Origin of the sequence: Nostocoides veronense (assembly GCF_039531185.1) — a bacterium.
GTDB classification, from domain to species: domain Bacteria; phylum Actinomycetota; class Actinomycetes; order Actinomycetales; family Dermatophilaceae; genus Nostocoides_A; species Nostocoides_A veronense.
Map to the genome: position 1 here is coordinate 87986 of NZ_BAAAPO010000001.1, position 24154 is coordinate 112139.

At 68.3% G+C, this 24154-nt stretch carries 21 protein-coding genes and 1 tRNA gene; 5 read left to right on the top strand and 17 right to left on the bottom strand.

All coding sequences use genetic code 11. The annotated features are described in order from the left end of the window. The first annotated feature begins 38 nt into the window (after nucleotides 1-38). On the top strand, nucleotides 39-527 hold the full coding sequence (locus tag ABD225_RS00435) for a SigE family RNA polymerase sigma factor (RefSeq protein WP_344079638.1): 489 nt from the start codon (nucleotides 39-41) through the stop codon (nucleotides 525-527). Further along, complete coding sequence (locus ABD225_RS00440; RefSeq protein ID WP_344079641.1) at nucleotides 524-1723, top strand: hypothetical protein; 1200 nt, start codon at nucleotides 524-526, stop codon at nucleotides 1721-1723. Before ABD225_RS00435 ends, ABD225_RS00440 begins: the two co-directional genes overlap by 4 nt. Nucleotides 1724-1730: 7 nt before the next feature. Here ABD225_RS00440 and ABD225_RS00445 read toward each other — a convergent pair whose 3' ends face one another. The 3 genes from ABD225_RS00445 to metZ are packed head-to-tail and all read right to left on the bottom strand — an operon-like array spanning nucleotide 1731 to nucleotide 3610. Then, on the bottom strand, nucleotides 1731-2165 hold the full coding sequence (locus ABD225_RS00445; RefSeq protein WP_344079644.1) for a type II toxin-antitoxin system VapC family toxin: 435 nt from the start codon (nucleotides 2163-2165) through the stop codon (nucleotides 1731-1733). Further along, on the bottom strand, nucleotides 2149-2382 hold the full coding sequence (locus tag ABD225_RS00450; protein ID WP_344079647.1) for an AbrB/MazE/SpoVT family DNA-binding domain-containing protein: 234 nt from the start codon (nucleotides 2380-2382) through the stop codon (nucleotides 2149-2151). Before ABD225_RS00450 ends, ABD225_RS00445 begins: the two co-directional genes overlap by 17 nt. Before the next feature lie 37 nt (nucleotides 2383-2419). Further along, nucleotides 2420-3610: an O-succinylhomoserine sulfhydrylase gene (gene metZ, locus ABD225_RS00455; protein ID WP_344079650.1), complete on the bottom strand. Its 1191-nt coding sequence runs from the start codon at nucleotides 3608-3610 to the stop codon at nucleotides 2420-2422. Nucleotides 3611-3766: 156 nt separating this feature from the next. Between metZ and pulA the strand changes: the two genes are divergently transcribed. Then, nucleotides 3767-9664 carry a pullulanase-type alpha-1,6-glucosidase gene (gene pulA / locus ABD225_RS00460; RefSeq protein ID WP_425564290.1) on the top strand — a complete coding sequence of 1966 codons (5898 nt, stop codon included), beginning with the start codon at nucleotides 3767-3769 and terminating at the stop codon, nucleotides 9662-9664. A 68-nt stretch (nucleotides 9665-9732) separates the two neighbouring features. On the opposite strand, the gene ABD225_RS00465 is transcribed toward pulA, so the two are convergent. From ABD225_RS00465 to ABD225_RS00520, 12 genes are all read right to left on the bottom strand, one after another. After that, nucleotides 9733-10491 (bottom strand): substrate-binding domain-containing protein, encoded by a 759-nt coding sequence (locus ABD225_RS00465; RefSeq protein ID WP_344079656.1) that lies wholly within the window; start codon nucleotides 10489-10491, stop codon nucleotides 9733-9735. Beyond that, a complete protein-coding gene (locus ABD225_RS00470; protein WP_344079659.1) occupies nucleotides 10488-10973 on the bottom strand; it encodes a hypothetical protein in 486 nt (161 codons plus the stop codon). The genes ABD225_RS00465 and ABD225_RS00470 overlap by 4 nt, the downstream gene beginning before the upstream one ends. A gap of 195 nt (nucleotides 10974-11168) precedes the next feature. Continuing rightward, nucleotides 11169-11693: a VTT domain-containing protein gene (locus ABD225_RS00475; RefSeq protein WP_344079662.1), complete on the bottom strand. Its 525-nt coding sequence runs from the start codon at nucleotides 11691-11693 to the stop codon at nucleotides 11169-11171. Further along, nucleotides 11690-12361 (bottom strand): CDP-alcohol phosphatidyltransferase family protein, encoded by a 672-nt coding sequence (locus ABD225_RS00480; protein ID WP_344079665.1) that lies wholly within the window; start codon nucleotides 12359-12361, stop codon nucleotides 11690-11692. The genes ABD225_RS00475 and ABD225_RS00480 overlap by 4 nt, the downstream gene beginning before the upstream one ends. A gap of 52 nt (nucleotides 12362-12413) precedes the next feature. Continuing rightward, nucleotides 12414-13646, bottom strand: coding sequence for a bifunctional RNase H/acid phosphatase (locus ABD225_RS00485; protein ID WP_344079667.1), 1233 nt, complete (start codon nucleotides 13644-13646; stop codon nucleotides 12414-12416). Between the two features lie 6 nt (nucleotides 13647-13652). Then, nucleotides 13653-14393, bottom strand: a complete 741-nt coding sequence (locus ABD225_RS00490; protein WP_344079669.1) for a zinc ribbon domain-containing protein — start codon at nucleotides 14391-14393, stop codon at nucleotides 13653-13655. 10 nt (nucleotides 14394-14403) lie between these two features. Then, nucleotides 14404-15246, bottom strand: coding sequence for a Nif3-like dinuclear metal center hexameric protein (locus ABD225_RS00495; protein WP_344079672.1), 843 nt, complete (start codon nucleotides 15244-15246; stop codon nucleotides 14404-14406). Between the two features lies 1 nt (nucleotide 15247). Next, nucleotides 15248-15320: transfer RNA gene (locus tag ABD225_RS00500), tRNA-Val, on the bottom strand. A gap of 64 nt (nucleotides 15321-15384) precedes the next feature. After that, nucleotides 15385-15873 (bottom strand): peroxiredoxin, encoded by a 489-nt coding sequence (locus ABD225_RS00505; protein WP_344079675.1) that lies wholly within the window; start codon nucleotides 15871-15873, stop codon nucleotides 15385-15387. A 29-nt stretch (nucleotides 15874-15902) separates the two neighbouring features. Continuing rightward, on the bottom strand, nucleotides 15903-16325 hold the full coding sequence (locus tag ABD225_RS00510; RefSeq protein ID WP_344079678.1) for a DUF3052 domain-containing protein: 423 nt from the start codon (nucleotides 16323-16325) through the stop codon (nucleotides 15903-15905). Further along, a complete protein-coding gene (locus tag ABD225_RS00515) occupies nucleotides 16322-18049 on the bottom strand; it encodes a PH domain-containing protein (protein ID WP_344079681.1) in 1728 nt (575 codons plus the stop codon). The genes ABD225_RS00510 and ABD225_RS00515 overlap by 4 nt, the downstream gene beginning before the upstream one ends. Beyond that, entirely contained in the window at nucleotides 18046-18534 is a 489-nt protein-coding gene (locus ABD225_RS00520) for a PH domain-containing protein (RefSeq protein ID WP_344079684.1), read from the bottom strand. Before ABD225_RS00520 ends, ABD225_RS00515 begins: the two co-directional genes overlap by 4 nt. A 137-nt stretch (nucleotides 18535-18671) precedes the next feature. On the opposite strand from ABD225_RS00520, the gene aceE reads away from it, so the two are divergent. Continuing rightward, nucleotides 18672-21446: a pyruvate dehydrogenase (acetyl-transferring), homodimeric type gene (gene aceE, locus ABD225_RS00525; protein ID WP_344079687.1), complete on the top strand. Its 2775-nt coding sequence runs from the start codon at nucleotides 18672-18674 to the stop codon at nucleotides 21444-21446. Nucleotides 21447-21503: 57 nt separating this feature from the next. Here the strand turns inward: aceE and ABD225_RS00530 are convergent, their stop codons facing one another. Both ABD225_RS00530 and ABD225_RS00535 read right to left on the bottom strand, forming a co-directional pair. Further along, nucleotides 21504-22523 (bottom strand): NAD-dependent epimerase/dehydratase family protein, encoded by a 1020-nt coding sequence (locus ABD225_RS00530; RefSeq protein ID WP_344079690.1) that lies wholly within the window; start codon nucleotides 22521-22523, stop codon nucleotides 21504-21506. After that, complete coding sequence (locus ABD225_RS00535) at nucleotides 22510-23544, bottom strand: glycerophosphodiester phosphodiesterase family protein (protein ID WP_344079693.1); 1035 nt, start codon at nucleotides 23542-23544, stop codon at nucleotides 22510-22512. The genes ABD225_RS00530 and ABD225_RS00535 overlap by 14 nt, the downstream gene beginning before the upstream one ends. Before the next feature lie 40 nt (nucleotides 23545-23584). Between ABD225_RS00535 and ABD225_RS00540 the strand changes: the two genes are divergently transcribed. After that, nucleotides 23585-24133, top strand: coding sequence for a P-loop nucleotide/nucleoside kinase family protein (locus ABD225_RS00540; RefSeq protein ID WP_344079696.1), 549 nt, complete (start codon nucleotides 23585-23587; stop codon nucleotides 24131-24133). Nucleotides 24134-24154: the final 21 nt, after the last annotated feature.

Genomic DNA, 24154 nt, shown 5'->3' on the forward strand with positions numbered 1-24154 from the left:
CCCCATCGCTGTGGCGTGAGTAGGGCATGGTGACCACCATGACGCCCACGGCATTCGAGACCTGGGTCAGACCGCGCCTGCCGGACCTGCTCCGGTTCGGCTATCTCGTGACCGGCTCCTACGATGCCGCTCAGGACGCGGTGCAGACCGCGCTGGCCTCGGCTTACGAGAAGTGGGAGCACGTCAGCACCCGGGATCATCCAGAGCAATACGTCCGACGGATGATCACCAACGCCCACATCTCGGCCTGGCGAGCCCATGGCCGCCGGCAGGTCCCCGTGGCCGAGCCGACGCCCGGCCACCTGCCCGACCCGAGCGCCGCGATCGCCGACCATGACGCCGTCTGGCGAATGTGCGCGGGGCTGCCGCCGCAACAACGCGCCGCCGTCGTTCTGCGGTTCTACGAAGACCTCGACTATGCCGAGATCGCCCGGGTGCTCGACTGCCCCGAGGCAACAGCCCGCTCGCACATTCATCGCGCCCTGATCCGTTTGCGCACCCAACTCACCTCCGGGGACCCATCATGAACACGCCCACCGACAACGACCTCGAGACGATGATTCGCGCCGGCCTTCGGCGCCACGCCGCCGACGCCCCGACCGACCTCGGCGCGCCGCTGCCCAGTTCAGGCGAGGTGACCGCCGACTCTGACCTGCCTACGCACTCTCACTCGCGGCTGCGGTGGCTGGCCCCCGCCGCAGCGGCCGCCGTCGCGCTCGCCGTGCCGGGCGGCATACTCGTGCGCAATCTCCTGAGCGACGGATCGGCCACCGTCGCATCGCCGAGCACCTCGACGCTCGCCCAACAGAACCCGACGCGAGACCCGGCGGCCCGGCCGGCCGGCATACCTGCTGATTGGCGCTCCGAGTCGTATGCCGGGGTGCAGGTGTGGGTGCCGCCGACGTGGGGTTGGGGTGGCGCCCCGGCTCGGTTCGATTGGAATGGTGGGGAGAGCATCGATTGCGCGAGCTGGCGGGCATACACACGGCCGGGCAGTTCGGCATACGAACAAATGTCTGCCGACCTGCCCTATGTGGGGCGGCCCGTGATGATGACGGATGCCTGCGCAGGCGCAGGCGGCGGGCATCCCAGCGTGGATGCAGTGATCTTCGGCGCGGTGGCCATCGAGCCCGGAACCGAAACCTATTCCGATGGCATGGTCCGCGAAACCCGAAATGTCGGGAGCGTCGGCGTCACCGTTTTCAGCAAGGATGCTGCGCTTCGGGCGCAGATCCTCGACTCCGCTTCCGAGGTCTCGGTCGACGCCAATGGCTGCCCCACCGTGGCGCCCGATGTCGGGAAGCACAGCACGTGGAGCGCCACTGGCGAGGCGACCGGGATGTCCGTCTGCGCCTACGACCAGAGCGACCGCTTGCTGTTCTCCACGACCAGTTCCCCCGCGGCGGCCGCGACATATGCCGCCGCGACGACCAAGGGCGAACCTCTCGGCGAGGGCCGCACGGCCGCCCCGGCGAAGGAGTACGACCGGGTTTTCATCCGCGTGACTCTTGCCAGCGGCCAGGGCCGCTTCGATCACTTCTCCCCCAGCGACGGGCAGTATGTCGTGCGGGACGCCGCCGGCCGGCTCGTCACGGTCGCCGCGACCGAGGCGAATGTGGCCCCTTGGGCCAAAAACAATGGCGCGGTCAAGGCGTATGTCGCAGGCGGCTCCTGGTCGGACTCAGCGCCCTGGCAGCGCTGGTTCCGCGGCATCCTCGGCTGATGCCACGTCAACACGCGAGGAGTTCAAGCCTGACTCCAAGCGCCTGGTACGTCCCTACGGCCCGTCTGTCTCGCGAGAGTAAGGGCAGATCGTGCTCAATGGCGGCGGCGGCAACGAGAGCGTCATAGACGGAACCTCCAGCAATGCCTGCCCCGGCAAGTCGGGCAAGCAGAGCGACCGAACGCCTGGGGGAAAGCTGAGCAGCAATGGGGAAACCCGCACTGATAAGTCGCTCGGCCGAGTGGGGCGACACACGAAGGGGCGGTGGGAGGCGCGTCAGCAGTGAGTACGTCTCGAAGAGCGCGTGCCCGGCAAGCCCCAGGGTTCTACCGCGGACGTGCTCGATTGCCGCCCGATGCTCCTCATGGTCCACGGCGAGCAGTGCGAGCGCCACGCTCGTATCGACGAGGAGCGACTTTGCGTCCCTACTTTTGGTCGGCATATCGAAGGTCGCCCACCGCGTCGGCCGTAAGCGTGAGGCCTTTCGAGGGGATCACAAGCCGACCTTCCTCCTCTTCAACGTCGTCGTGAGCAATAGGTTCGATGAAGACGCCCGAGCCCACAACGGTCACGCGGACGTCGCCTGCGCTCAAACCAACTTGGGCCCGGAGCTCTCGAGGAATCACGAGGCGCCCTGCCCGATCGATGGTCGTCTTCATACCATTAGAGTACGAACACTGCCCCCATACCTGTGGTTCAGCGGGCGGCGAAGGCGGCTTCTAGGTCCTCGATGATGTCAAGCGGGTCCTCCAGCCCGACGGACAAGCGCATGGTGCCAGCCGTGATCTGCATATCCGCCAATTCCTCGGCGGAGAAGCGGGAGTGTGTCGTCGTGGCCGGGTGCGTGATCAGCGACTTGGTGTCGCCGAGGTTGTTGGAGATGTCGATGATCTGGAGCGCATCGAGGACCCGGAAAGCGCCCTCCTTGTCGGCGTCCACGGTGAAGGTCACCACCGTCCCGAAGCCCGTCATTTGCCGGCGGGCGAGCTCGGCCTGGGGGTGGGAGTCCAGGCCGGGATAACAGACCGACACCACGTCCGGCCGGCTCTCCAGCCACTGCGCTACCTGCAGCGCGTTCGCGGCCTGCGCTCGCAGACGCAGGTCCATGGTCTCCAGCGATTTCACGAGCACCCAGGCGTTGAAGGCCGACAAGGTCAGGCCGAGATTGCGGATCATCGGCCGCACCACCTCGCGCAACAACGACTCGCGCCCCAGCACTGCGCCACCGAGGATGCGGCCCTGACCATCGATGTGCTTCGTCGAGGAATAGACGACGACATCAGCGCCATGCGCGAGCGGCGTGGAGAACAGCGGTGTCCCAAAGACGTTGTCCACGACCACGGTTGCGCCGGCGGCGTGCGCCAGTTCGGAGACCGCGGCGATGTCTACGAGGGTCAGGGTCGGATTGCTCGGCGTCTCGAAGAAGACGGCCGTGGTGGGCACCGAGAGCGCCTCGCGCCACTCATCGAGATTGGTGCCGTCGACGAAGACCGCCTCGACCCCCCACCGCGGGAGCACATCGGCGCAGATCGTGTAGCACGTCCCGAAGAGCGCCTTGCTGGCCACGATCCTGTCGCCGGCGGCGCACAGCCCACCGAGCACCGCGAAAACTGCGGACATGCCGGTCGGCGTGGCATAGCAGCGCTCGGCCCCCTCCAGGGCCGCGAGGCGATCTTCGAACATCGAGACGGTGGGGTTGTGGTAGCGGCTGTAGGAGTAGCGCTCGACCTCTTCCTTGAAGGTCGCCTCCGCCTCGGCCGCGTTGGGATAGACATATCCCGAGGTCAGGAACATCGCCTCGGCCGTCTCCTCGAACTGGCTGCGGCGCAGCCCGGCACGAACGGCGAGGGTGTCACGGCGCAGGCGCCGCTCCTGATCAGAGGCCATGCGCGCCACATTAGTCAGCACGGTTCGGCCGCTCTCGGGCTTTCCGTGAGCTGGACGAGCAGTCGTGCCCGCGCAGGGGGTATGCCGTCCCGCCCGAAAGGGTGAGAGCGGGGCGTGCTCGGTCGCGTCGGGTCGCGGCTGTCGGTGCCCGGTTATATGGTTGCGGCGATCCCCTGCCTCGCCGAAGGAGCCGACGTGCAGATTCGACGCACCCTCATCGCTGTCCTGACCGCTGCGCTCACCGCAACGGGCACCGCCGGAATTGCCATGAATCCCGCGGCAGCGGCGACCCGCACGGCCACCCTGGTCGGCAACCTGCAGAGCGAACTCTCGGCGTGCAACGACTGGACACCCGACTGCCCGGCGACGGATCTGACGCCGGTGGCGGGGACCACGACATACGAGCGGGTCTTCGAGGTGCCGGCGGGCAGCTATGAGTGGAAGGTCGCGATCGACCACTCCTGGGACGAAAGTTATGGCCCGGCCGGCGGGGGCAACTTCGCGCTGACCCTGCAGGGCCCGGCGAGCGTGAAGTTCAGCTATGACGATGCCACCCACAAGATCGCCTTGAAGCCGATGACCCTCGCCGGCGGCGTGACCGCCGCCGACAAGGCAATTGCCGGCGACTCGCTGCGCGATGGCCCAACCCGCGAGCGCTTCTATTTCGTCATGGCGGACCGCTTCGCCAATGGCAGCACCGCCAATGACCGCGGCGGCCTGAGCGGGGACCGCTTGGTCACCGGCTTCGACCCGACCGACAGGGGCTTCTTCCACGGGGGTGACCTCAAGGGCATCCAGAACAAGCTGGACTACATCAAGGGCCTCGGCACCACGGCGATTTGGCTCACCCCCAGCTTCAAGAACCGCCCGGTCCAAGGCAGCGGCAGCGATGTCAGCGCCGGCTATCACGGCTATTGGGTCACCGATTTCACCCAGATCGACCCGCACCTGGGCACCAATGCCGAGATGAAGTCCCTGATCAGCGCCGCACACGCCAAGGGGATGAAGGTCTATTTCGACATCATCACCAACCACACGGCCGACATCCTCGACTACGCCAATGCCAGCGATTACTCCTACATAAGCAAGGCCACCGCCCCCTACAAGGACGCGAGCGGGCAGGTCTTCGATGACACGGCATACGCCGGCGGCGACAGCTTCCCCACCCTGGACCCGCAGGTCTCCTTCCCCTACACCCCGACCTACCGCACCCCGTCCGACGCGAGCGTCAAGGTGCCGGCGTGGCTGAACGACCCGACGGTCTACCACAACCGGGGCAACTCGACCTTCAGCGGGGAGTCCAGCGAGTATGGCGATTTCTTCGGTCTCGATGATCTGTTCACGGAGCAGCCCAAGGTCGTCGAGGGCATGGGCGCGATCTACAACGCCTGGGTCGATCTCGGCATCGACGGCTTCCGGATCGACACGGTCAAGCACGTCAATATGGAGTTCTGGCAGCAGTTCGCTCCGACCGTGCTCGCGCACGCGAAGGCCATCGGCAAGCCCAACTTCTTCATGTTCGGCGAGGTCTTCGAGGCCAACGCCAAGTTCATGTCGCAATACACCACGAGCGGCAAGCTGCCAGCGACCCTGGACTTCGCCTTCCAGTCCAATGCCGTCAACTTCGCGGGCGGCGCCGAGACCACCGCGCTCCGCGATTTCTTCGCCACCGACGACTGGTACACCGACACCGACTCCAACGTCTACTCGCTGCCGACCTTCCTGGGCAATCACGACATGGGCCGGGTCGGAAAGTTCATCTCCGACAAGGGCTTCAGCGGTGCTGAGCGGCTGGCGCGGGTCAAGCTCGCGGACTCGCTGATGTACCTCACCCGCGGGCAGCCGGTCACCTACTACGGCGATGAGCAGGGCTTCATCGGCGCCGGCGGCGACAAGGACGCCCGCCAAGACCTCTTCGCCACGAAGGTGGCGCAGTATGCCGCGGAGCCGAACCTCACCGGCCCCTCCGGCTCGCTCAACCGCTACTCCACGACCGCACCGCTCTACCTCCACATCAAGCGCCTGGCCGCGTTGCGAAAGGCCCATCCCGCGCTCGCCGATGGCGCCCAGATCCACCGGTATGCCAGCAACGCGGCCGGAATCTACGCCTTCTCGCGGGTTGATCGCGCGAGCGGGATCGAGTACCTCGTCGTAGCCAATAACGCCACGAGCGCCAAGTCCGCGAGCTTCAATACCTACACCAAGGGTGTGCGGTACTCCCCCATTTATGGCGGCGGCTCGGGGGTGACCTCTGGCCCCGGGACCCGCGTCTCGGTGACCGTGCCGGCCCTGTCGGTGCGCGTCTTCAAGGCGGGCGCCAAGGTCGCCGCCACCACGTCCGCGCCGCCGGTCTATGTCACCTCCCCGACCGCTGGCGGGACCGTCAAGGGGCGCGCTGAGATCGCCGCGGCAACCACGCGCGAGACCTTCGCCCAGACCACCTTCGCCTTCCGGCCGGTCGGCACCACCGCCTGGCAGACCATCGGGACCGACGACAGCGCACCATATTCCGTCTTCCACGATGTCTCCGGCCTGGTGAACGGGACGCTGATCGAATACCGCGCCATCGTCAAAGACTCCAGCGGCAACTACAGCGCGTCCTCGTCCTATGCCATGGTCGACGGCTCCAGCGCAGCCCGCGCCAAGGCACCGGCCGACAGCAGCGCCCTCGGGCGGGCCAGCGCCAATCCGGTGAGTATGACGAACGCCCGCGCCACCACTCGCGCCCGCGCGGGTCACGCTGTGGCCGCCGCTCTCGCGCCGGTCAGCCAGCCCGATTTCGTCTCCGTGGCCGGCTCGCTCAACTCTGAGATGGCGTGCCCGGGCGACTGGCAGCCGGACTGCCCGCAGGCGCAACTCAGCCTGGACGCCAAGGACTCGATCTGGAAGGGCACGTACACCCTGCCGGTGGGTGACTACGAGTACAAGGCGGCGCTGAACAAGAACTGGGATGTCAACTACGGCCTGGGCGGCGTGTCCAATGGCCCGAATATCCCGCTGACGACCACGGGGGCCCCGGTCACGTTCTATTACGACCAAGCCACCCATTGGGTGACCTCGGATGCCCAGGGCCCGATCATCACGGCGCCCGGCTCGTTCCAGTCCGAACTCGGGTGCCCCGGCGATTGGGCTCCGGACTGCATGAACCCGTGGCTGCAGGATCCTGATGGCGATGGCACCTACACCTGGTCGTCCGACGCCATCCCGGCCGGAAACTATGAGTTCAAGATCGCCCACGGCCTGTCCTGGGACGAGAACTATGGTGCCGGCGGCGCGCCGGGCGGCGCGAACATCCCGCTCGCGGTGACCAAGGACGGCGTTGTGGTAACCATCAGTTATGTCCTCGCGACCCACGAGATCCGCGTGAGCACCTCCAGCAGCGGCGCCGCGCCCGACCTGAAGGCGGCTAAGGCGTTCTGGGTCCAGCCGGGCCTGCTGGCCTGGCCGGCCGACGGCATTCCCGCGGACGCCAACCCGGCCCTTCTGAAGTGGCGTCTGCATTGGGCAGCCAACGCCGGGATGACAATCGACGCGGAAGACCTACCCGGCTCGACCTCGGCCGGCCTGGCATACGACCCGAAGGGCCTGCCCGCCTCGGTCACTGCTTCTCGACCTGAACTGAAGGGTTATCTCGCCCTGCGGCTCGGCTCGACGACAGCGGCGAAGGCCGGCAGCATCCTGCGCGGCCAAGTGGCGGTCGCGGTCTACTCCAATTCCGGCGCACTGCTCGATGCGACGGGGGTGCAAACGGCCTACGTCCTCGACGCGCTGTATGCCGGTTCCGCCGGCTCGCGCACTTATGGCGCGACCTTCTCCGGGTCCTCCCCGACCTACCGGGTCTGGGCGCCCACGGCCAGGAAGGTCACGCTGCTGACCTGGTCGCCAACGGCACCGGGCGATGCTCCACTGACCAGCGCCAAGCGAACCGCGATGGTCCGGGCCGCGGACGGCTCGTGGTCGGTGACAGCGGGGGTCAAGAACGCCCGCTACCTCTACGAGGTCGTCGTGTATGTCCGCTCCACCGGCAAGATCGAGACGCTCCAGGTCACCGATCCATATTCGGTGGCGTTGACCCTGAACTCCACGCGATCGGTGGCGGTCAACCTCAAGGACGGCGCCTACCGACCGTCGATCTGGTCGGCAACGCCACAGCCGAAGGTCGCGCGCAATGTCGACACCACGATCTATGAGTTGCATGTCCGCGACTTCTCGATCAGCGACACCAGCGTGCCGGCCGAGGTGCGCGGCTCCTATCTCGCCTTCAACACCGACGGCCGGGGTATGCGGCACCTCAAGACTCTTGCCGCCGCGGGCCTGAACACCATCCACCTGCTGCCGACCTTCGATATCGCTTCGATCGAGGAGGACCCGGCCAAGCAGTCCACCCCGCAGTGCGATCTGGCCAGCTATCCCCCAGATAGCGAGCAGCAGCAGGCGTGCATCGACGCGATCCGCGGCACTGACGCCTTCAACTGGGGCTACGACCCCTTCCACTGGCTCGCGCCCGAAGGCAGTTATGCGTCCACGGCCGCCGCCGCGGATGGCGGAAAGCGCGTGGCGGAGTTCCGGACGATGGTCGGTGCCTTGCACAAGGCCAAGCTGCGCGTGGTGCTCGACCAGGTCTTCAACCACACGCCGGCCTCGGGGCTGGCCCCGACCAGCGTGCTCGACAAGGTCGTGCCGGACTATTACCAGCGGCTCGACGCGCGCGGCAATGTCTACACCTCCACCTGCTGCCAGAACATCGCGACCGAGCACAAGATGGCGCAGAAGATCATGGTCGACGCCGTCGTCATGTGGGCCCGCGACTACAAGATCGACGGCTTCCGGTTCGACCTCATGGGTCATCACAGCCGCGCGAATATGCTCGCGATCCGCGCGGCACTGAACAAGCTAACCCCCGCCAATAGCGGTATCGACGGAACCAAGGTCTACCTCTATGGGGAGGGCTGGAACTTCGGCGAGGTCGCCGACAACGCCCTCTTCACGCAGGCCACCCAAGGCCAGCTCGGTGGCACGCATATCGGCACCTTCAGTGACCGCTTGCGCGATGCCGTCCGCGGCGGTGGGCCATTCGATGAGGACCCCCGCAAGCAGGGCTTCGGTAGCGGAGAGTTCACCGACGGCAATGGCGCGGCCATCAACAGTGGCGCGGAGGCCTCGCTGCGGCATGACACCGACCTCGTCCAACTCGGCCTGGCCGGCAATCTCAAGGACTTCAGCTTCCGGCTCAACTCCTCGGGCCAGGTCGTCACCGGCAAGGAGGTCGACTACAACGGCTCCCCCGCCGGCTATGCCAGCGCCCCCGACGAGGTGATCACCTATGTCGACGCGCACGACAACGAGACGCTCTTCGACAGCTTGACCTTCAAGTTGCCAGTGGCGACCTCGATGGCGGACCGAGTGCGCATGAACACGCTCTCCCTCGCCACCACGGCACTGTCCCAGACGCCCTCCTTCTGGCATGCCGGCGCGGATCTGCTGCGCAGCAAGTCCTTGGACCGCAACTCCTATGACAGCGGCGACTGGTTCAACCGACTCGACTGGACCGGCACCGACAATGGCTTTGGTCACGGTCTGCCGCTCAAGGGCGATAACGAGGCGAAGTGGGCGTATATGCGGCCGCTGCTGGCCAATGCGGCGCTGAAGCCAGCGGCGTCCGATGTCGCGGCGGCCACAGCCGCCGCCCAGGACCTGCTGCGACTGCGCAATTCCACGCGCCTGTTCCGCCTTGGCACCACCGGCGCGATCAAGGCGAAGGTCAGCTTCCCGCTCAGCGGGACCGATCAGGCGACTCCGGGCGTGATCGTCATGCGGATCGACGACACCGTGGGCGCCGATCTCGACCCGGCGCTGAAGGGACTCGTCGTCGTCTTCAATGCCACGCCGGAACCGGTGAGCCAAGCCGTGCCCGGCCTGGCCGGGGCGAGCTTGACCCTGTCGCCGGTCCAGGCCAATGGCGCGGACTCGGTGGCTAAGGACGCGACGTGGACGGCGGCGAGCGGGACGGCATACGTCCCGGCCCGGACTGTGGCGGTCTTCGTCCAGCCCTGACCCACCCGGAAACACGTGAGGGGGCGGGAGCCGGTCGGCTCCCGCCCCCTCACCGTTGGGGGCGTGGACTACTTCGGCGCGCTGAAGAGTGCTTGCGCGAAGGCGTCGGGGACCTGCGACATCTGGGTCACATGGGCCGCGGTGCCGCCGGTCAACTCGGCGATCCGTTGCAGCGGCTCGAGGTGCACGCCCGGGTCGATGAGGAAGAAGTTGATGGCGACCGGGCGGTTCTTGTCGAAGGTCTTTTGAACGAACGCCTGTAACTGCGCGAGCGTCAACGAGGTGGCGGACTCGGGTGAGTGCGGGCGGGGCAAGCCGGTGGCTCCCTTGGGCGATCGGGATGGTCCGCCCCAGGAACGCGAGGGGTCGAAGGCATTGCGCATCGACCCGGACAGGTCGATGACCGCGAGCGTGGAACTGCGCGCGTGCATCAAGGACCAGGCCCGGCGCACGCCCGCGAGCATCTCGGCGGTCAAGGGAAACGGACCGGTGGACGTCTTGGCGAGGGCGGAGGTGCCGACGCTCGGAAGCTCGCCCATGACGCCGCGGAAACCGGCCTGACGCAAGGCTGCTGCGGCGGCTGGCGTGGCGAAATGGTCGGCGAAGGCCTTGGCGTCGGCGTTGTTGGGGTCCTTGGGGGTCACGACGATCGGGACGCTCGCCGCGCCATCGAGGAAGGGAATGGCGACGAAGGGGTTCTTCGGATCGGCCTGGTTGTGGGCGATCACAGCCCGCTCGGTGGTGATGATCGCGGATGCCGACTTGGTGAACTCCTCGAGGCTCGCGGCGCCTATCAGGGCATCGGCTTCCTCGGAGGTGTTCGTCACCGTCTCAATGCGCTGCTCAGAGTGCACAACAGCGAAATCGCTTTCGCTGGGATTGGCATAGTCCGGCGCCTTGGTGAGGAACTGCCCGCCATTGGCCAGCGTGGTGATGGCTCCGAACCCACCGCACCGACGAGCGTCTTGTTCGGATCCGGGCTGGCGATGCGGAAGGTGCCCCACTGCGGGTAGCCGAGCGACTTCCAGGTGACCTTCTCGTTGAAAAGGTCTTGGGCCATGTCGGGGGTGAGCGCCTGCGGCCAGCCCAGGGCGCGGGCCATCTCCTGCGGCATCCCGAAAACGACCTGGCTGGTCGCCACCGGCTTGCTGGTCGGCTCGGTTGCCGGGGCAATCGTGACGGCCGCCGCCGCCGCGTCAGCGGCCGCGAACTCAGAGGTCTGCGGCATCGCGCACTTGGGGTGCTCGGCCGCCACAGAGGACGTCGCGATGGGGGCGAGCAGCGGGTCCTTGGCACTGCCGGCCCACAAGCGCAGCGGCGGTGGGCAGCCGTTGGTCGCCGTCGTGGTGGACTTCGACGAGTCGAGGTCTGGGAGCCTGAGGTGGCGCCAGACCCTTAGCGACCGCTCCAAGGCGACCGCGCGAACAAGCCGCCACCGGTCAGCGCTGCCACTGCCGCAGCAGCGATGCCCAGTCTTCTTTTCTCGACCGGCGCCGCCGAAGGGTCAGGACACGGCGCGGGCGATGGGCCAGGCCAGCACCAGAAATCGGGCCACTCGTCCCAGCAGGCAGGCGGCGAAGAAGACCGGCAAGGGCAGCCGACGCGTGCCCGCGACCACGGCGACGATCGCCAGCGGCGGAATTCCCACGCTCGCGGCGAGCAAGACGACGAGGAATCCCTGCACCCGACGATCAAGCAACTCCAGCATCATCCGGCTCCACACGGCCACGCGGGTGCGCCACGGTCCGGGAGCCGCCCGCTCCTTGCGGGGCCGCTCGCGCGAGGTCAACCAGGTTGCCCCGCGCCGGGCGCCCAGGAACATCGCGCACTTGCCGAGGGTCTGCCCGACGGCGAGGACGATGACTGGCCACCACCACGCATGGGGCATCACCGCGACCAGGGCGGCGACAAAGACCTCGGCATTGAGGATCGGGATCCACGCCGATCCGAAACCGTAGGCCAGCGCAACCGGCAACACATTGGCCGCCGTCAATTCGATCCCGGCGACCGAGGACTCGATCGGCGTCACCCGAACAGCGGGCTTGGTCGGGCGTCCACGGGACGCGGCGCGGGCGCCAGCGACCCGTCGAGGATGGCCAGCACCCGGCGTACGGAGACGACCTTCAGGACCATCATCAGCAGCGCCCAGGCTGTCGCGACGAGGATGAAGGCCGAGGACCAGAGCAGGCCGGCGAGGCACAGCAAGACCACGAAGCTGGTGTTCGCGGCCTTGGCGGCGGGCGACCAGTTCCAGCGATAGGTCGGGCCGTCGACGCGATAGAAGTAGTTCGGGCTGATGACTCCCGGCGCATAAAGGAAGGCCAGCGTTAGCAGCGTGTCGAGCATGCAGAACTGCACGAGGAAGACCCCGATCGCCGGCGCCACCGAGGGCTCGATCGCGACGAACGCGGCCGCCGCGACGGTCGTGCAGGCGCGGTCACAGACGACATCGAAGACCGCGCCGATGATTGTTTCCTCGCCGCGGCGACGGGCCACGATTCCATCCAGAATGTCGCCGGCCCAATAGGTCAGATAGGCCGCGACGAGCCAGCCGAGGGAATGCTGCGCCAGCGCGATGACGCCGAAGCCGATCCCGAGAATCGTTCGGACCACGGTGACGAGGTTCGCCAGCGTGCGGACGCTTTCGCGGGGCAGCAACGGGAGGGGGCTATGCCGCGGGGCAGGGGCAGGCGACATACGGCCTCCTCCCCGCGTCCGACCAGGGCCGGAGTGCCCTGAGCCCCCATTTTCAGGTGCGATTGGTGAAGGCGACGGTTGCCGCGCCGTCGGGCCACGCCTCGATTCCGGTCAGCGAGCCCGGTGCGGCCGCGAGCCGCCAGACGAGCGTCATATCGAGTCCGAGCACCTCGGCCAGGACGACGAGGATCGGCTTGCGGTGGCAGACGACGACATGGGTTCCGCCACCCGCCACGAGCCGGGAGTATGCGGACCGCACCCGCTGCGTCAACTCCTCGTGGCTCTCCCCGCCGGGCCGGCGGTAGGCCGGGTCGCTGCGAAGGGAGTCGACCGCCTCGGGATCGGTGCGCAGCAGCTCGGGCATGGCGACGCCATCCCAGTCGCCGAAGTTCTGCTCATCCCATGCCGGATCGGTTGCCGGTGTGAGCCCTAGCCGGGCGGCGATGACGGCCCCCGTCTCCACGGCTCGGGCCAAGGTGGAGGTCGTCAGGTTGGCTGGTGCGCCGGCGAGGAGGGCACCCACGAGCTCTGCCGCCCGCTCGGCCTGGCCGCGTCCGAGCGCGGAGAGCGATGGATCGGCGCCGCCGCGCCCGTCGAGCCGGAACTGTTCGGTGAACTCCGTGGCGCCATGACGAACCAGCACAATCCGTGTCGGCTCCCCCCGCCCCCGGGAGGCCGTCGAGGACGACGCCCTTCGGGATGCATCCGCTGGTGCCCGGTCCTCAAGTGCTGGGTCTCCGGCCGCAAGGCCCCCGGCTTCAGCCTCGGCCCCCGGTTCGCTGACTTCGGCGAGCGCCGGCTCGGGCGCTTCGGGCGGGGCGGGCTCGCTCCCCCTTTCCGCCCCACGCCAGAGGTCGCGCTCGATCGTCAATCCGTCCATTCCGTCATTGGACAGCTTGTCGGCCTTCTTGTTGCGCTCGCGGGGAATCCACTCGAAGGAGACCGAACCGCCTTGCGCGACGACCGCTCTGACGAGTTCCTTGGCCTGCAGGGCCAGCCGCCGCATGTCCTCGTGTTTGATCTTCCAGCGGCCTGCCATTTGTTCGACGACGAGCTTGGAGTCCATGGCGACGCTCATCCGGGCGCCGGGGTCGATGGCGCGGGCCGCCTCCAAACCGGCGATGAGGCCGGAGTACTCGGCAACGTTATTCGACGCCTGCCCCAGCGGCGCGGCTCGCTCCGCCAGGACTGCTCCGGATTCGTCGAGGACGACTGCGCCATACCCGGCCACCCCGGGGTTGCCCCGGGACCCGCCGTCGGCCTCGATGCGCAGGACGCGCGGCATACAGCCTCAGAGACCGGACTCGGCGGTCCGCACGAGGATGCGGCTGCACTCCTCGCAGCGCAGCACCTCATCGGCGGCGGCGTCGCGGATGCGCGTCATGTCTGCGGCATTGAGTTCGAGCTGGCAGCCGAGGCAACGGCGCGCGTGCAGCATGGCCGCCCCGAGCCCGCCGTGGCTGGCGCGGAGCTTCTCGTACAGGGCAACCAGATCCTCTGGAAGCTCGGCGACAAGGGCATCCCTCGGGGCCAGCGCCTCGGCCAGTTGCGCCCCAAGATCGGCCTGCTGCTCATCGCGTTCGGCACGCGCTTCGCTGATCTGGGCATCCACCTGCGCCAGCTGGGTCCGGGCGCGAGCGAGTTCCATCTCGGCCGCTTCGGCGCGTTCCATGACATCGAGTTCGATCTCTTCCAACTCGCTCTGCCGGCGGGCGAGGGAGGCCATCTCGTGTTGCAGGGCCGTCAGTTCCTTGGCGGTGCCGCGGCCGGAGTCCAGGTGCGCCTGATCGCGGGCGGCCCGGTCGCGCACGAGTTGCACATCGGCCTCGGCCTTGGTCACCTCGCGCTCGAGATCGCCGTGCTCCGTCTGCGCCGAGACGACATCATCATTGGCGAGCATCCGGGTGCGTGCCAGTTCCTCCAGGCGGGCCAGGACCGGCAACTTGGAGCGGGCCCGGTCGAGTTGCGCGGCGCGCGTGTCGATGGCCTGCAGGTCGAGCAGGCGCTGCTGGTCGCGAGGGTCGGCTTTCACAAGCCCCACCCTAAAGCCGGTGCGCCCGAGCGCCCTCGTTGCCGGGAAGCACGAAGGTCCATGGATCGGTCACGATCGAGCTCACCGTGAGGTCGACGCCCGGCAGCGCCGACCGCAGATCGTCCGCCAATAGCGGCAGCCAGCACGCCTCGCTCGCCCAGTGCCCTGCGTCGATCAGATAGGGCGGCCCACCCCGGGACTCTTCGCGCGCTTCCAACGCCGGGTGATGGCGCAGGTCGGCGGTCACATAGACGTCCGCGCCGTGCGCCCGCGCAGCCGCGAAGAAGCCATCACCCGCGCCTCCGGCGACCGCGATCCGCCGGACCTGGGCGTCCGGATCGCCGCTGACTCGCAGCCCCACCGGGGCCTGAGGTATGCCGTTCGCCACCCGAGTCGCGAACTCCCCCAACGTCATTGGCTCGGGCAGCTCCCCCACGCGGCCCATCGCTCGCCCCTCCTCCAGGACCAGCGGCTCCATCTCGCTCAAGCCGCAGGCCCGGCCCAGGGCCTCGCTCACGCCGCGCTCGGCGATATCGGCATTGGTGTGGGCGACATACAAGGCGATATCGGCGACGACGAGGGCCGTGACGCTGGCTCCCTTGGCCGAGGTCGTTGCCACCGAGTGCACGCCTCGCATCAGCAACGGGTGGTGCGTCACCAGCAGATCGGCTCCCACCGCCCGAGCCTCCTCGATCACCGCGAGCGTCGGGTCGAGGGCCAGGTGGATGTGCCGCACCGGCTGCGCCGGATCCCCGGTGACCAGGCCGACCTGGTCCCACGACTGCGCCGTGTCGGGCGGGAATCGCTCGGCGAGGATCGCGACGACATCGGCGAGCGTGGGATCGTCGTGCACGTGGGCCCGGCCGGGCTCGAACCGACGACATCCACGGTGTAAACGTGGCGCTCTACCAACTGAGCTACAGGCCCCCGATCGCCGGGGCGGCGGCAATCGCGACGGCCATTGTGCCAGGCCGGCGCCGGTGCCTGCGGCTCACCGAGCGGAGACGCCCGTGAGGTCCGCGAGCGCGGCACGGTAGCCGTCGAAGTCGCGGCCCTGCCCCGCGCCGTGGACCAAGGTCCAGCGCACGATGCCCTCGGTGTCGATGAGGAAGGTGCCGCGAATCGACATACCCCGCTCCTCATCGAAGACGCCATACGCGCGGGCGACCTCACCGTGCGGCCAGAAGTCGGACAGCAACGGGAAGAAGTAGCCCTCTTGGTCGGCCCAGCCGCGCAGGGCGAACATCGGGTCGCAGGAGACGGCATACGCCTGCACATCCTCGGACTCGAAGTCCTCGAGATGGTCGCGGATCTCGCTCAGCTCCCCGGTGCAGATGCCCGAGAACGCGAAGGGATAGAACACGAGCAGCACATTCTTGACCCCCAGATGCTCCGCGAGGCCACGCCGGTCGCCGTTTTGGGTGACCAGCGAGAAGTCAGGGGCCCGAGAGCCGATCTCGATCGGGGTGGACGCGTTCATACCTCTCAGTATGACCGCGCCCGCGGCGGTCAGCGCCGGGCGCCCTTGGGCGCCAGCAGCCGGGTCGCGGTCCAGTCCGCGCCAATGCCGGCCGTGGCGGTCGTATGCAGCCCGGCCGTCGTCGCGCTCTCCTGGATCTCCGCGGCATCGACCTCGCCGGGCCGGCCGGCCTTGGGGGTCAGGAGTATGACGCTCGCGCCCTCGCTCAAATTGGTCAGCGCATCGACGAGGGCGTCAACGAGATCGCCATCGCCCTCGCGCCACCACAGAAGCACGGCATCGGTGACTCCGGTGTAATCGTCATACTCCAACTCGCTGCCGATCCGATCCTCGACGCTGAAGCGGAAGTCATTGCTCACGTCATCGTCGTAGCCGAGTTCTTGGACGATCTGCCCCTCGGCGAAACCGAGCTTGCCCAGACCGGGGGGCCCAGACGCGGCGGGGGTGTTCACGCCGTCTCTCCATCCTGCTGACCAGATGTTGGCGCCGACAGGTCGACACCGTGGTCCCTGAACGGTAGCGCGGGCTGCTCTGCCGTGGGTGTTTGCGGAGACGTCGGTTCTGTGGGCTCCACGACGAGGGTCGGGTCTGCTTCGGCGCGGCGGGCGGCCCGCGCGCGATCCGCGGTGGCCACCAGCAGGGTATTGGCGCTGGCGAGTGAGAGGTGGCGCACCGCTGGCCGCACGCTGCCATGGGTGGAAATCGGACGCACCCCGGCGAGCCCGAGCCGGCGCTCGATCGGGCCCTGTTCCAGCACCAGCGACTGCATACGCGCGTAGGGCACCAGGGTGACATTCCGGCCCAGCCACCCGCCGCGCGAGAGCAGGGCCGTGGGGGTCTCGGCATACCCAATGCGCTTCCAGGACAACGGATCCAGCCAGCGCGCGGCCGGCGGCACGCCGACGAAGGACGGCGAGGGCCCCGGGGCATCCAGGCCTTCCACGACTTCCGGGAGGGACCACCGCGGACCCATCGCGGCCAGGATCGTCAGCACCTCCTCGCGGGTGCCGACCGGGATCAGCGCGTCCTCCTGCTTACCCGGCTCGCCGTGGACCCCGGCGACATTGACCCGGATCCGCCACCATTCGAGGGCGCGCCACAGGGCCGGCTGGCTGATCTCGACTGCCTGAATCCGGTGCAGCGGAATGGTGGAGGTGCGCTGCTCGGTGAGGCCGTGGCGGACGCGAATCGCCTGCGAACCGGCCTCGACGCGGAAGTTCATCCACGACGACAACCGGCCGAACTGGGCGCCGGCCGAACCGAGCGCGATCGGCCCAACAACCGGCACCAGGCCGAGATTGCCGGTGACCAGGGCGCCGAGAAGCAGCGGGATGGTCACGATGAGCACGGCGCTGTTGAAGCTCATCGCGGTGGCCAGCCAGACCCGACCGGCCGGTATGGCGGCGATCAACCGCTCCGGCGTGGCCGGCGCCTCCTCGGTGTCCTGCGTGCCGTTTTCGGTGGGCGACGGAGCCTGGCCGGCTCGTCGCGTCAGATCGGCGCGCAGGGCGTCGGCCTCGCCTTTGGGCAAGTAGGCGAGCTCGATATTGGAGTCGCTGCCACCGGCCGCCTCGACCCGCACCGAGGAGAGCCCGAAGAGTTGCGCGAGCAGCGGACGACTGATGTCCACCGCCTGGATGCGGTCATAGCGCACCTGCCGGTGCTGCTTGGCGAAGACGCCGGTGCGCAGCTCGACGGTGGTCGTGCCGAGGCGGTATGACGCCGCCCGCCAGGCGATCGCGCTGAAGCCGATGACCCCGAGCACGACGACCGCGAGCACGACGGCCGCGATCCCCCAGTGGCCCTGAGTCGGATCGTCCGGGTCGGCGCCGAAGATGCGGTTGAGCTGTCCGGAAATGACATACCCGAGGACGCCGAGCGCCACGACGCCACCGCGCAGCAGGGGCGTCAGCGGGTGGAAGCGCTGCCACTCCCGTTGCTGGTCGCCGGGCTGCTGATCCACGGGCTGGGCGCCGGTCGGCTGGCCGACGGCGGGCTGGTCGCCGGGCTGCTGATCCACGGGCTGGGCGCCGGTCGGCTGGCCGACGGCGGGCTGGGCGCCGGTCGGCTGGCCGACGGCGGGCTGGGCGCCGGTCGGCTGGCCGACGGCGGGCTGGGCGCCGGTCGGCTGATCGCCGACGGCGGGCGGCGGCCCGTCGGGGCCGGTCAGGCTCACAGGCCAGCCCGCTGCGCCTCGCCGCGGGCGGTCAGGCGCTCCCGCAGCGCCTCGGCCTCCGCCAGCGGCAGGCCGGGGACGTTGCCGCTGGTCGCGGGATTTGCCGTATGAATCGTGACGCTCGCCAGGCCGAGCCGGCGCTCCATCGGCCCGGATTGCATGTCCGCATACTGCAGCCGGCCGTACGGGATGCTGTCGAGGCGGCGCATCAACCGGCCCCGGCGGATGATGATCTCGTCCGGCAACTCCGCATACGAAATGGCGCTGACCTGCCGGCCAATGATTGCCAGCTCGATCACCAGGCCGAGCGCCAGCAGGCCGAAGGCGATCCACGCCCACCGCGTCCACAGCACGGCGACGACCGCGGCGGCAGCCAGCGTCGGCACGGCGCCGGCGAGCGCGCCGACTCGCCGCGCGACGGCCAGCCGGGGGCTGACCGGCTGCCACAGGATGCCGGGGCTCTCGCCATACAGAGTGACGCTCACGCGACCAGTCTGCCTGCTCGGCGGGGGCGATTCCGCCCTGCGGACGAATCGGGGCGCCCCGATTGTGATAACGGCCACGTTCGGGTAGAGGATGGGGGTTGACGCCCAAGACCGACGCCGATCTTAGGAGGGCCCTCGTGGCCGAGACGCAGGATGTAGGCCCGATCCTCAACGGAATCCCGACCGGATTGCCGGACATCGATCCCGAAGAGACCCGCGAATGGGTCGAATCGCTTGCCGGGCTCGTCGATTCGGCGGGGCGGGACCGGGCGAGGTACGTCATGTTGCGCCTGCTGGAGAGCGCGCGGGCGATGAATGTCGGGGTGCCGTCGCTGACGACCACCGACTACATCAACACCATCCCCGCCGAGAAGGAGCCGTGGTTCCCCGGCGATGAGGAGATCGAGCGGCGCTTCCGGGCCTACCTGCGCTGGAACGCCGCCGTGCTGGTGCACCGAGCCCAGCGCCCCGGCGTCGGCGTGGGCGGGCACATCTCGACCTATGCCTCCGCGGCGACCTTGTATGAAGTGGGCTTCAACCACTTCTGGCGCGGCCCGGACCACCCCGGCGGTGGCGACCAGATCTTCTTCCAAGGACACGCCTCCCCCGGCATGTATGCCCGGGCCTTCCTCGAAGGCCGCCTCACCGAGACCGAACTCGACGGCTTCCGCCAGGAGCACAGCCATGTCGTCGATGGCCAGGTCGAGGCGCTGCCGTCCTATCCGCACCCCCGGTTGATGCCGAATTTCTGGCAGTTCCCGACGGTGTCGATGGGCCTGGGCCCGATGAACGCGATCTATCAGGCGCAGTTCAACAAGTACCTCCACAACCGCGGCATCAAGGACACCAGCCAGCAGCGCGTGTGGGCCTTCCTCGGCGACGGCGAGATGGACGAGGTCGAGTCGCGCGGTCTGCTGCAGACGGCGGCGAATGACGAGCTCGACAACCTGACTTTCGTCATCAACTGCAACCTGCAGCGCCTCGATGGCCCGGTCCGTGGCAATGGCAAGATCATCCAGGAGCTGGAGGCCTTCTTCCGCGGGGCCGGCTGGAATGTCATCAAGATCGTGTGGGGCCGCGGCTGGGATCCGTTGCTCGCGGCCGACCGCGACAGTGCGCTGGTCAACCTCATGAACAAGACGCCGGACGGCGACTACCAAACGTTCCGGGCCAATGACGGCAAGTACGTCCGGGAGTTCTTCTTCGAGCGGGACCCGCGCACCGCCAAGCTCGTGGATGGCTGGTCCGATGACGACATCTGGTGGAAGCTCAAGCGCGGTGGCCACGACTTCCACAAGGTGTATGCCGCCTACAAGGCCGCCGTTGAGCACACCGGTCAGCCGACGGTCATTCTCGCCAAGACCATCAAGGGCTATGGCCTGGGCAGCCACTTCGCCGGCCGCAATGCGACCCACCAGATGAAGAAGCTCACGCTCGATGACCTGAAGGGCCTTCGCGACAGCTTGCGCATCCCGATCTCCGATGAGGTGCTCGAGGCCAACCCCTACGAGCCGCCCTACTACAACCCAGGCCCGCAGGACGAGGCCGTGAAGTATGCCCTGGAGCGGCGCGGCAAGCTCGGCGGCGGGCTCCCCGCCCGGCGACCGACATACGACCCCCTCCCGATGCCCAAGCCGGAGGCCTATGCCGCCGTCAAGAAGGGCTCCGGCAAGCAGCAGATCGCGACCACCATGGCGTGGGTGCGACTGCTGAAAGACATGATGCGCGAGAAGGACTTTGGCAAGCGCGTCGTGCCGATCATCCCCGACGAGGCGCGCACCTTCGGGATGGACAGCTTCTTCCCGACCATCAAGATCTACAACCCGCACGGGCAGCACTACACCTCGGTCGATGCCGACCTGATGCTGGCCTACAAGGAGTCTGAGGCGGGCCAGATCATTCACACCGGCATCAACGAGGCCGGCTCGATGGCGGCCTTCACGGCCGCCGGCACGTCCTATGCGACGCACGGCCAGGTCATGGTGCCGATGTACATCTTCTATTCGATGTTCGGCTTCCAGCGCACCGCTGACTCGATTTGGGCGGCGGCCGATCAGATGAGCCGCGGCTTCTTGTTGGGCGCCACCGCCGGTCGCACGACCCTGACCGGTGAGGGCCTGCAGCACGCGGACGGGCACTCGCACCTGCTGGCCTCGACCAACCCGGCCATCCGGTCATACGACCCCGCCTTCGGGTACGAAATCGCGCACATCATGCAGCGCGGCCTGGAGGAGATGTATGCAGAGACCGGCGACGGCGACGCCAAGAATGTCATCTACTACCTCACGCTCTACAACGAGCCGATGGTGCAGCCGAGCGAGCCGGAGAATGTCGACAGCGAGGGCATCATCAAGGGGATGTACCGGCTCGCCGACGCGGATCGCGCTGGGCGAGAGGCGAATCCGTCGGTGCAACTGCTCGCCTCGGGTGTCGGGGTGCCGTGGGCGATGGAGGCCCAGCAGTTGCTGCGCGACGACTGGGGCGTCAACGCCGATGTGTGGTCGGTGACCTCATGGAACGAGTTGCGGCGAGAGGCGCTGGAGGTCGACAAGAAGCGCTTCCTGCACCCCGAGGTCGAGGTTGAGGATCCGTATGTCACGCGGCGCCTCAGCGGCATGCCCGGCCCGGTGATCGCGGTCTCCGACTACATGCGTGCAGTCCAGGACCAGATCGCCCAGTGGGTGCCCGGCGACTTCCACTCGCTCGGCGCCGATGGCTTCGGCTTCTCCGACACCCGCGCTGCCGCGCGCCGCTACTTCCACATCGACGGCCCGTCGGTGGCGGTGCGAGCGCTGCAGGCGCTGGCGGCGCGGGGCGAGATCGACGCCTCCGTGCCGGCTCAGGCGGCCGAGAAGTACCGCCTGCTCGATGTCACCGCCGGCGCCTCCGGCAACGCGGGCGGCGACGCCTAAGTCACCTCGACGTCGGGCGTCGCGTGAGTGGGACCAGGGTCATGGCCCTGGTCCCACTCACGTGAGGGTGGTGTCACCGGTCAGGCGGGCGCGGAGTGCGCGTTCTTCGTCGTCGGTGAGTCCGGTGGCGCGAGCGACCTCGCGCTGCTGCTCGTAGGCCAGCGCGGAGCGAAGCGTCTCGGCGAGGGGCCGGGTATGCAGGCCGGCCGCCCGAGCCGCCCGCGTGTCCAGCGTTGCGAACCAGCGCCAATCCGGGTCATCGATCCAAAGCGGCAGCGATGGCGTGCCCATCCAGGCACCAATTCCCGCGGCGGCGAGGTGGTGGGCCTCGACCGGGCGCGGTCGGGCTGGACTGGCGGCGACACCCTTACAGATGTCGAGGAGATGGCCGAGCGTGGTCGTCTCGCCCGTGGCGTTGAAGACCCCATCGACGCGCCGCTCGGCGCACTGCAGCACCCACGCCACCAGATCGTCGACATCGATGAGCGCCACCGGAAAGTCGAGGTCCGGTGGGACGAGCACGTCTCGGCCGGTGGGGTGGGCAAAGCGCCAGGGATAGTAGCCACTGCGACCGGACCAATCGCCATACCCACCGATGAGCCCGGCCCGAATGATGGTCGCCGTCGATCCATCTCGGCGCGCGGCCAGCGAGACGGCCTGTTCGCACGCGACTTTCGCCTCGCCGTAGTGGCTCATGTCCGGCAGCTCATCGGCGTCCAGGGGTGCCAGGAGCGCCGCGTCCTCTGATCGTTCGGGCTGATCAAAGCGGGCGTAAACATTGGCCGACGAGATGAGAATCCGGTGCCGCGCGTGAAGACCCGTGGCGGCTCGACGTGCGTGACCGGGCTGTCGCGTCAGATCGACGATTGCGTCCCACTGCTCGTGAGCGACCGGCACGAGCGCATCGTCGCGGTCCCGGTCAGCGCGGATAAATCGCACCCCGTCCGGCACCGGAGCGCTGCCCCGCGCGAGAGCGGTGACCTCGATGCCCTGGGCCACGGCCCGCCGCGCCAGCGCGCGCCCGAGGAAGGCCGTGCCGCCGAGGATGAGCATGCGCATGACGTCAGGTTGCCGCATCACAGATCCGTCGGCCAGCGGCTTTGCTACGGCGAACACCGTCCGCCAGCACGCGGTCGGGGTGGTCGGTGATGACGGTGTCGAGGCCGGCGCGGACGTATGCCGCCGCGAGACCGGCCATGTCACCCAGCCCGGCTGGGTCGTCTCCGCGCGTGAAATCTGTTGGTAGGAAAATGTTTTCGGCGCGAAAGGTCCAGCAGTCGAGCCGCAGACCCGCGGCTTTGGCGTCGGTGAAGAGGCGACGGGGCTCGCCGAGGGGGGTGCCCGGCATACCCGTGAAGAGGGCGTGGCGACCGGGCCCCAGAGCCTGGGCGGTCTCCCGGACCCGGGCCAGACCCGCGGGGGTGGTCAGGTCGCCATAGGTCGCGCCGGCCTCGCCGGGCACGGGGCGCGACGGGTCTTCTTCGACGAGGAAAACCATGCCGTTTTCGACGCCACGCTCACGCAGCGGGCGCAGGTGGTGCAGGTCGAAGGTCATGATCTCGACCGGCGATTCCCGGCCGAGCATGCCCGCCGCGGCGAGGTCCCGGAGCAGCAGGTCCTCGACAGCATGGCCAATGCCCGCGAAGTGAACCGGAGACTTCACCTCGAGCTTCAGACCGACTGGGCGACCCATTTCCTGCGCCAATTGGGCTCGGAGAGTGAGGATTTCGGGGAGGGCGGGGACGGCATACTGCCCATCGTGCTCGGTTGAGCGCAGGGCGGGGAGCGGCTCGCGAGCGCGCAGCGTGCCGATCTCGGCGAGGGTGAAGTCCTCGGTGAACCAGCCCGTATGCCGGACCCCCTCGATCATTTTTGTGGTGCGCCGCGCGGCGAACTCGGGGTGCGCGGCAACATCCGTCGAGCCGGTTAGGTCGTTCTCATGGCGCGCGACGAGTTGGCCGTCTGCGGTCGGGACGACGTCGATCTCGAAAGCGTCGACGCCGAGGCGAATGCCGAGTTCATAGGCCGCGAGCGTGTGCTCGGGAAGGTAGCCACTCGCCCCGGGTGCCGATGCGGTGATCGAGTGACGCCGCGGCAAGAAGGTGTGTGTGACCCGACCCGCTGCGCATACTGACCGTATGTCGCTCGCCCTGTTCGTCACCGGTGCCCCGGGGTCCGGCAAATCCACTGTGGGGGCCGAACTGGCCAGGCGCCTGCGCGGCGCGCTGATCGATCTGGACACCGCCACCGAGACCATGACCGCGGTCGTCGGTGACCTTCTCGGCGTGCACGATCTAGACGATCCGCGGCTCGCACGAGCCACCCGGGATGCGCGGTATGCCGCGATCGAGGCGCTCGCCCTCGACTCCCTTCGCGTCGGGACGGATGTGGTCCTGGTCGCGCCCTTCACGCGTGAGCGTCGCGATCCCGCTGCCTGGGAGACCGCCCGGTTGCGGATGGCGGAAGCGGGTGGCCGAGCGATATTGATCTGGTTGCGGATCGACGCCGAGGAGGTGGCCCGGCGAATCCGTGGCCGCGGCGCGGGCCGGGACCTGGCGAAGGTCGACCCGGAGTGGGTGGCGGCGCTCGACCTCGAGCCCCCCGCGGTGGCTCACGTGGCGGTCGACGCACGCCGGACGCCCGCGAAGATCGCGCAGGACGTGCTGGGAGAGGTGCTGCTGGCATAGTCTCGGCGCGACACCAGGACC